Source organism: Thermodesulfobacteriota bacterium, assembly GCA_040756475.1.
Lineage (GTDB): Bacteria > Desulfobacterota > Deferrisomatia > Deferrisomatales > JACRMM01 > JBFLZB01.
In genome coordinates this window covers 1-8,477 of sequence record JBFLZB010000188.1, presented here as the reverse complement: position 1 = coordinate 8,477, position 8,477 = coordinate 1, and the positions used below count along the sequence as shown (strand labels likewise).

The following is an 8,477-nucleotide window of genomic DNA, read 5'->3' as shown; positions in this document are numbered from 1 at the left end:
GGAGCGGCTCCTGGGCCGGCCCCGCGGGGAGCCGGCACCGGTCTCCCCGGCACGTCCCCCCGGGGTCGACCTGAGCCGGTTCTTCCAGCAGGTGGCGGCAAAGCACACGGTCCCCGGGGCGGACCCGCATCGGGACGTCTACCTGCGCGCCGTGGACGAGGCCATCGGAGAGCGGATGCGGGCGCTGCTCCACCAACCCGAGCTCCAGGCGCTGGAGGGCCTCTGGCGCTCGGTGCACGGCCTGGTTGCAGAGCTGGAGCTGGACGAGGACCTCCAGGTCTTCCTCCTGGATGCGACCCGGGAAGAGCTGGAGACAGATCTCCGGCAAGCGGGACCGGACCTCGCAGGGTCGGCTCTCTATCGGCTCCTGGTGGACGAGGGCGGGCCTGGCGCGCCGGGCGGCGCGCCCTGGGGGGTGCTGGTGGGAGACTACGCCTTCGGACCGAAGCAGGCAGACCTGGAGCTCCTGGCGGCCCTGGGGGCCTTGGCCTCCCGGGCCGGGGGCCCCTTTCTCGCCCGGGGCCGGCCCGAGCTCCTGGGGTGCCGCTCCCTGGCCGAGACTCCCGACCCGAGGCAGTGGCCGCCCCTGGAGCGGGAGGCCGAGCTCCGCTGGCAGGCGCTGCGCCGCAGTCCCGCGGCGCGGGGGCTGGGACTCCTCCTGCCCCGCGTGCTCCTGCGGCTGCCCTACGGGAGAGCCACCGACCCGGTGGAGGGTTTCGCCTTCGAGGAGCTGGGGCCGGCCCGGCCCCACGAGGCCTATCTGTGGGGCAACCCGGCCTTCGTCGCCGCCCGGCTCCTGGGCGAGGCGTTCCGGGAGCGGGGGTGGGACCTGGAGCCGGGGGACCGCCTGGAGGTGGGCGACCTGCCGGCCCACGTGGTGGAAGAGGCCGGGGAGAAGGTGCTCGTGCCCTGCGCCGAGGTGTACCTCGGCGAGCGGGCCGCCGAGGCCGTGCTGGGCCGCGGGATCATGCCCCTGTTGAGCTACCGCAACCGCAACGCGGTGCGCCTGGCGCGGTTCCAGTCCCTGGCCGACCCTCCCGCTCCGCTGGCCGGCCCCTGGGACTAGCGGACCGGGGAGGGGTCACGGCGGGGTGTCCGCGTCGGCTCCGGCCGTTTCTTCCGGACCCGGCGGCGGCGCCTCGGGCAGCTCCAGTACGAACGTGCTCCCCCGGGGCCCCGAGGCCGCCAGCGTGAGGGTACCGCCCATGCGCTCCAGTGCCCGGCGCCCCAGGGCGAGCCCCAGGCCCACGCCGGTAGCCGTGCGGGTGTCGCCCGACTCCACCTGATGGAACGGCTCGAAGATGCGGTGCCGGTGGGCTTCCGGTACGCCGGGGCCCGTGTCGGAGACCTCGACCCGAACCCCTCCGGCCACCCGCGTCGACGCCAGACGCACGGTCCCCCGAGCGGTGTACTTGCAGGCGTTCTCCAGCACGTGCTCCAGCGCCCGGCCAAACCCCTCCGGATCCCCTACCACCGCCGGCAGCCCGTTCTCCAGCGCCACCTCCAGAAGAAGCCCCTTGTCCCGAGCCAAAGGACGCGCCGCCTCGGCGGCGCGCTCCAGCACCGGCTGGAGGTCGAAGGCCCGGGGCGCGGAGGAACCGGCGGCGGCCAGGCGCGCCGCTTCGAGCATCTGGTCGAAGATCCCCAGCAGGCGTTCCCCGTGGCGGCGGATCTTCGCGAGGCTCGAAACCTGGCCAGGGTTCACCGGCCCCTCGATGCCGTCGGCCAGGAGGTCGGCAAACCCCAAGATGGCGTGGAGCGGGGTACGGACCTCGTGGGAGACCACGGAGAGGAACTCGTCCTTGAGGCGGGCCGCCTCCTGGGCCTGGGCAAACTGGGCCGAGAGCTCGGCGTTGCGCCGCTCGAGCTCGTGGGCCATCCGGTTCAGGGCCGCGTTGGCGTCGAGAATGGTGCGGTTTCTCGTGTGGAAGTAAGCGTCGAGGGCGAGCTCCACGTCCAGGTAGACGACCTTCTCCAGGGCCCGCAGCCACCCGGCCAACCGGGGCGCCTCGTGCCCCTCGCGAAGCAGGACATCCCGAACCATGTCCTGGAACTTGCGGTAGGAGCCCAGGTACCAGGCGGGCTCCAGTCCGACGCGCTCGTGTACGAACCCGATGCGCAGGCGGTCCTCGAAGTAGTCCCGGTCGTAGGGCCCCGACAGCAGGGTACGGAAGTAGCGGGCCTGCATGGCCCGCAGGTGATCCCCCACCTTTCCCCGGGGCAGCCGGCCGCGGGTCTCGGGGCGCTCCAGGAGGAAGCCGTGCCACTGCTCCACCAGGGAATCCAGGTGCGGTGCCAGCACCTGGGCAAGCTGCGCCAGCGCCGACCGGTCCTGCTCTTCGATCTGGAGAAACTCCAGGCGAGACGTCCGCTGCGCCGGCCCCAGGGCCAGGAGATCGGTCCACGCGGGATCCGTCACGATGCCACCCGGGTCGGACGGTCGTCGCCTCCGGGGGGCGCCAGGAGGGTGCGGGCCCGGGCGGTGCCCCGGCTCGCCCGGCACACGAGCTCTCCCCCTTCTTCGCGCACCCAAGCGCCGTCCCCGAAGAGCAGGAGCAGGAGCCCGAGGGAGAACGCCGCCGAGCCGGTCCAGACCAGGGGCTGTCCCGGGTCGCGCACGACCTGGAAGCCCGCAAAGGGGCGGCCTTCGGCGTCGGCCCCCCAGGCTGTGAGGTAGATCCGCAGGCCCCCGTGCACCAGGGGCTCGTTGATGGCCACCACCTGGCGTGCGACGGCCTGTCCCCGCTCGTCGCGAAGGCTCACCCGGGCCTCGACCCGGCGCACCTGGGGGTCGCGAAACGCGAGGGGCCTCACCCGAAGAGGGGCGCCCTCCTCCTGGCTCCGCAAGAAGGGGCCCTCCTCCCCGTCGGGCCCGCCCACCCAGTAGGTCAGGTCCCCCGTGGACGGATGGAAGTCTGCCACCCGCACGCGGTAGGGGCTCCCGGCCACGGGCACCGTGCCCCCGACCCGGACCTCGACCGTCCGGGGCTCTCCCGCGTCCAGGATCTGCACCTGGAGTTCGGTGGGGTAGTGGAGCGTCTGGAAGTCTTCCACCGCCAGCACGAAGGGGAGCCGCCTGTCCCGTTCCTGGGACCAGTCGTACACAGTGAGCGTGAGGCCCCCCACGTGCACGTTCTGGGTCCCCACGAAGCCCCCCAGGCTTCCCCACAGACCGCCCGCCATCACCAGGGGGAGCGCCAGGTGCACCAGCGGAAATCCCAGGAAGGCCCAGAGCCGCCGGGACGCGCGAAGAGGCTCGACTTGCTGCACGCGAAATCCCCGCACCCGAAAGGCATCGGCCCAGCCGGCACCTCCGGAGGGCGCCCGCACCGAGGGCCGCCCCCTGCCCCGGGCGTGCCGCCAGCCCTCCCGGGAGCGGCCCGTGGCGCAGGCCAGCAGGTTCACCGTGAAGAGGAGAAGCAGGCCCCGAAATACGGGCCCGGCGTAGAACCGCTCGAGCCCCAGAGCCAGGAGCAGGGGACCCCACTCGGGGTAGCGCGCCCGAAACGCCGCCGTGTCGAGGTTCTGGGGCAGAAACGTCCCTGCAGCCGCCAGGGCGGCCAAGGTCAGGAGGAGCCCCAGAGTCAGGCGCAGGGACGCGAGGCGGGACAGCAGTCGGCTCATGGGCTCCTTCCGGAGCCCGATCCTAGGAGAGGCGTGTCGAAGCTGTCAAGCCGCCCCCCCAGCCACGATCCACCACCTGGGTGGCAAGCGGGGTCCGGGAGCCCTTGCGCTCCGCCCCGCAATCCGCGATGTTCGGAGGCCGCGTAGCCGAGGGAGCCGGCGCGCCGAACCTCACCGCTTTCGGCCTCGCTGCCGCGGTTCGGTCGAGGCGGTGCGGGGCTGCGCTCCAGGACTCCCGGACCCCGCCCAAAAAATTTGGTGGTGGATTCTGGCCAGGGTCCGAACCGCTCCGCCGCCCCGTCCCCCCACGGGCGCGTCAGCGCGGGCCGTGGAGGACCTCCTCCACGAGGCCTACGAGCTCGGCGCGGCGGAAGGGCTTCTTGAGGGTGCGCACCCCGGGGAACGTGCGCGCGGTGGAGAGGAAGCTCAGCCGCCCGGTCTTGCCCCCGCCGGAGATGGCGATGATGCGGGCGTCCGGAGACACCGCCCGGATCTCCTTGATGGCCAGGAGCCCGCCCTTGTGGGGCATGAGGATGTCGGTGACGACCAGATCCGGGGGTCGAGCCCGGAAGGCGTTTACCCCTGCTTCCCCGTCCTGGGCCTCCTCCACCACGTGACCCGCCCGCTCGAGCATCTGCCGGATCATGGCCCGCACGGGTTCTTCGTCGTCGATGACCAGGACGCGCGCCATTTCTATCCCCTTTCTGTCCCCGGCTTCCCCGAGCCGAGTGCGCGGCCCAGGGCCTCGGCAAGCTGGGAACGCCGGATGGGCTTTTGGATGACTTCTCGCACCCCCAGGGCCTCCAGCCGCTCCCGGGCCGGGGCATCGCTGAACCCCGTGACCAGGATGATGGGCAGTTCCGGGCGCAGGGTGAGCGCCTCTCGTGCCAGATCCTCTCCGGTGACCCGGGGCATCGCACGGTCGGTGACCAGAAGGTCGAAGCGTGCCGGGTCGCTGCGCAAGAGCTCCAGCGCCTCGGCGCCTCCCAGGGCCGCCCGGCACTCGTAGCCGAACCCGCCGACCATGTCCTCCAGTAGCTCGGCTACCAACGGGTCGTCGTCCACCACGAGCACGCGCCCGCAGCCCCACAGGGTAGCACCGTCGGGGCAGACCGCATCCTTCTCAGCCCCGGCCTCGACCCGGGGAAGGTACACGGAAAACCGGCTCCCCTGCCCCGGAACGCTCCTCGCCTCCACGCACCCGCCGTGGGAGGAGACGATGCCGTGGACGACCGAGAGCCCCATGCCCGTGCCCTGCCCCACGGCCTTGGTCGTGAAGAACGGGTCGAAGATGCGGGACAACACCTCCGGCGGCACCCCGCACCCCGTGTCTGCCACCCGCAGCACCACATACGGCCCGGGCTCCAGGTGATGGAGCGGCCCATCCTCCGCCCGCCCCACCTCCCGCGCCTCCAGCGTCACCTCCACCCGGCCCGCCCGGTCTCCCACGGCCTGCACCGCGTTGGTGCACAGGTTGAGGATCACCTGCTGGAGTTGGGTGGGGTCCCCGAACACCACGTAGTCGGGCTTTCGGGCGGGGCCGCGAAGGTCTACCGACGAGGGGGACGACGCCGCCAGGAAGTCCAGGGTCTCGATCACCAGGTCTGCGAGCGCCACGGGGCGGCGTACCTGCGACTCCTGGCGGCTGAAGGCCAGGATCTGGGCCACGAGGTCCCGCGCCCTTTCGCCGGCCTGGAGCACCCGGCCCAGGTCGCGGGCCGCCGGTCCACCGGGCTCCACCGCGTCCTGGGCCATCTCGGCGTACCCGAGGATCGCCGTCAGGAGGTTGTTGAAGTCGTGGGCGATGCCGCCCGCCAGGGTGCCGATGGCCGTGAGCTTCTGGGAGAGGGCCAGGTGGTGCTCCAGGTCGGCCTGGCGGGTCACGTCGTGGAGCAGGGCCACCCAGTTGACCACCGCCCCCGCTTCGTCGCACAGGGGAGAGAGCGAAAACTCGGCCTGACGCCAGGAGCCGTCCTTGTGGCGGTGGCGCATCACGCCGCTCCACGCCTGGGCCCGCCCGATGGCCTCCTCCAACTGCTCCGGGGAATGTCCCTCCTGCCCCTCCCGCAGAACGCCGCGAAGGTCTCTTCCGAGGAACTCCTGGAGGCCGTGGCCGGTGACGCGCTGGCCCGCGGGATTGACGTACTGGACCCGAAACTTCACGTCTGCGATGAAGACGGCCTCCACCGCCTGGTCTACCGCCCGGGCCAGGAAGGCCAGCTCCTCCTTTGCCCGTTGATGGGAGGTGAAGTCCTGGATTGTCTCCACCGCGGCGACGATCTCCCCCTCGGCCCCCCGGATGGGAGCGGCGTCGAACACGATGTACCGGCGCCTGCCTCCCAGTTGGTCGTACCACCCCTCGGCATGGAGTGCGTCGGCCCCCAGGCGCGAGCGGCCCCAGACGGGGTAGAGCTCGGCGAGGCGGTGAGACTCCCCGCCGATGACCAGATCCGCCAGGCAGGGGCGGGGCGACGGGTAGAAGGGCTTCCACTGTTCGTCGGTCCCCACCATGTCGCCCGCCAGCATGCCGGTGAGCTCCTCGCAGGCGCGGTTCCAGAACCGCACCAGGTGTTCCCGGTCCACCACGAAGGTGGCCACGGGCAGGCTCTGGAGGAGGTTGCGGGTGAACTCCATCTGCTGCCGGATGGCATCCTCGGCGGTCCGGCGCTGGGTGACGTCGCGATAGGTGAGAAGGTACCCCCCGTCGGGCAGGGCGGTGGCGTACCCCTCGACGATGACGCCGTCGAGACGGGGGGTGTCGATCACGGTTCGGGGCTCGCGGCCCTGCAAAAGTTCGAGCCGGCGCCGGATCAGCTCGTCTGCCTGGTCGGGCGGGTAGAGCCCCCGGGCGCACGCGTCGCGAAGCAGTTCGTCGATGGTGGGGCCCGTGTCGAGAAACTCCGGGGAAAACCCCCAGAGGCGGGAGAAGAGGCGGTTGTAGAAGGCGACCCGCCGGCCGGCGTCGAGCACCAGGATGGCGTTGTCGGTGTTGTCGACGACCGCTTGCAGGAGGCTCTGGGACAAGCGGGACTCCTCGGGGAAGGCGGGCCGGAGGTCAGCCGGAAGCGAGCGCTCACGTTTTCGGCCGCGGGGCCCGTGAACTTGAGCTCCTCGAAGGACTCCCGCGACCGGGCTCACCGCACCCGTACACGTACGAAGGGCCCGCGGGAATCCCGCGGGCCCTTCGCCTGCTTCCGGGTATGGAAACGGCTACATGTCCATGTCGCCCATGCCGCCCATGCCGCCCATGCCGCCGCCGGGCATGCCGCCGCCCTTCTCTTCCTTGGGCAGCTCGGCGATCATGGCCTCGGTGGTGAGCAGCAGCCCCGCCACGCTGGCCGCGTTCTGCAGCGCCGAGCGGGCCACCTTGGTGGGGTCGATGATGCCGGCCTCGATCATGTTGACGTACTCTTCCTTGTAGGCGTCGAAGCCCTCGGCCTCCTTGCGGCCCCTCACCTCGTTGGCCACCACGGACGGCTCGGCGCCCGCGTTGACCACGATCTGGCGAAGGGGCTCCTCGAGGGCGCGCTTGACGATCCGCACGCCCACCATCTGGCTCTCGGCGAGCTTGAGCTTGTCGAGCACCGGGATGCAGCGCATGAAGGCCACCCCGCCGCCGGGGACGATGCCCTCTTCCACCGCCGCGCGGGTCGCGTGGAGCGCATCCTCCACCCGGGCCTTCTTCTCCTTCATCTCGGCCTCGGTGGCCGCGCCCACATTGATCACCGCCACGCCGCCCACGAGCTTCGCCAGGCGCTCCTGGAGCTTCTCGCGGTCGTAGTCGGAGGTGGTCTCCTCGATCTGGGCCCGGATCTGCTTGACCCGGTCCTGGATGGCCTGCTGGCTGCCGGCCCCGTCGATGATGGTGGTGTTGTCCTTGTCGATCCGGATGGTCTTGGCCTTGCCCAGGTCACCCAGGGTCACGTTCTCGAGCTTCAGGCCCACCTCTTCGCTGATGACCTGGCCGCCGGTGAGGATGGCGATGTCCTGGAGCATGGCCTTGCGGCGGTCGCCGAAGCCCGGCGCCTTGACCGCGGCGCAGTTGAGCGTGCCGCGCAGCTTGTTGACCACCAGGGTGGCCAGGGCCTCGCCCTCCAGGTCCTCGGAGATGATGACGAAGGGCTTGCCGGTGTTGGCGATCTTCTCGAGGATGGGCAGCAGCGACTTCATGCTGCTGATCTTGCCGTCGTTGATGAGGACGTAGGCCTCCTTGAGCTCGGCCTCCATCCGCTCGGCGTTGGTCACGAAGTAAGGGCTGATGTACCCGCGGTCGAACTGCATCCCCTCGACCACCTCCAGGGTGGTCTCCATGCTCTTGGCTTCCTCGACCGTGATGACGCCTTCCTTGCCGACCTTGTCCATGGCCTCGGCGATGATGTCGCCGATGGTGGGGTCGTTGTTGGCGGAGATGGTGCCGACCTGGGCGATCTCCTTGCGGTCCTTCACCGGCTTGGAGAGGTCCTTGAGTTTGCCCACGCACTTCTCCACCGCGGCCTCGATGCCCCGCTTGATGTCCATGGGGTCGTGGCCGGCGGCCACCAGGCGAGACCCTTCCCGAAACAGCGCCTGGGCCAGCACGGTGGCGGTGGTGGTGCCGTCACCCGCCACGTCCGAGGTCTTGGAGGCGACCTCACGCACCATCTGGGCGCCCATGTTCTGGAACTTGTCCTTGAGCTCGATCTCCTTGGCGACGGTCACACCGTCCTTGGTGACGGTGGGGCTGCCCCAGCTCTTCTCGATGATGACGTTGCGGCCCTTGGGGCCGAGGGTGGCCTTGACGGCGTTGGCCAGGGTGTCGACGCCCTTGAGCAGTGCGCCCCGCGCCTCCTGGCCGTACTCGATCTTCTTTGCAG

Annotated in this window: 6 protein-coding genes; 1 reads left to right on the top strand and 5 read right to left on the bottom strand. The window is 71.0% G+C overall.

All coding sequences use genetic code 11. From position 1 onward, the window contains the following. Positions 1 to 1,066, top strand: a 1,066-nt coding sequence (locus tag AB1578_19510; protein ID MEW6490082.1) for a type VI secretion system contractile sheath large subunit, incomplete at its 5' end; no start/stop codon positions are given. 15 nt (positions 1,067 to 1,081) lie between these two features. Here the strand turns inward: AB1578_19510 and AB1578_19505 are convergent. From AB1578_19505 to groL, 5 genes are all read right to left on the bottom strand, one after another. Beyond that, positions 1,082 to 2,419: a protoglobin domain-containing protein gene (locus AB1578_19505; protein MEW6490081.1), complete on the bottom strand. Its 1,338-nt coding sequence runs from the start codon at positions 2,417 to 2,419 to the stop codon at positions 1,082 to 1,084. Next, a complete protein-coding gene (locus AB1578_19500; protein MEW6490080.1) occupies positions 2,416 to 3,624 on the bottom strand; it encodes a cytochrome c biogenesis protein ResB in 1,209 nt (402 codons plus the stop codon). Before AB1578_19500 ends, AB1578_19505 begins: the two co-directional genes overlap by 4 nt. Before the next feature lie 316 nt (positions 3,625 to 3,940). Beyond that, positions 3,941 to 4,315 carry a response regulator gene (locus AB1578_19495; GenBank protein ID MEW6490079.1) on the bottom strand — a complete coding sequence of 125 codons (375 nt, stop codon included), beginning with the start codon at positions 4,313 to 4,315 and terminating at the stop codon, positions 3,941 to 3,943. A 2-nt stretch (positions 4,316 to 4,317) separates the two neighbouring features. Continuing rightward, complete coding sequence (locus AB1578_19490) at positions 4,318 to 6,648, bottom strand: PAS domain S-box protein (protein MEW6490078.1); 2,331 nt, start codon at positions 6,646 to 6,648, stop codon at positions 4,318 to 4,320. Between the two features lie 186 nt (positions 6,649 to 6,834). After that, a partial coding sequence (groL, locus tag AB1578_19485) for a chaperonin GroEL (protein ID MEW6490077.1) occupies positions 6,835 to 8,477 on the bottom strand: 1,643 nt, incomplete at its 5' end.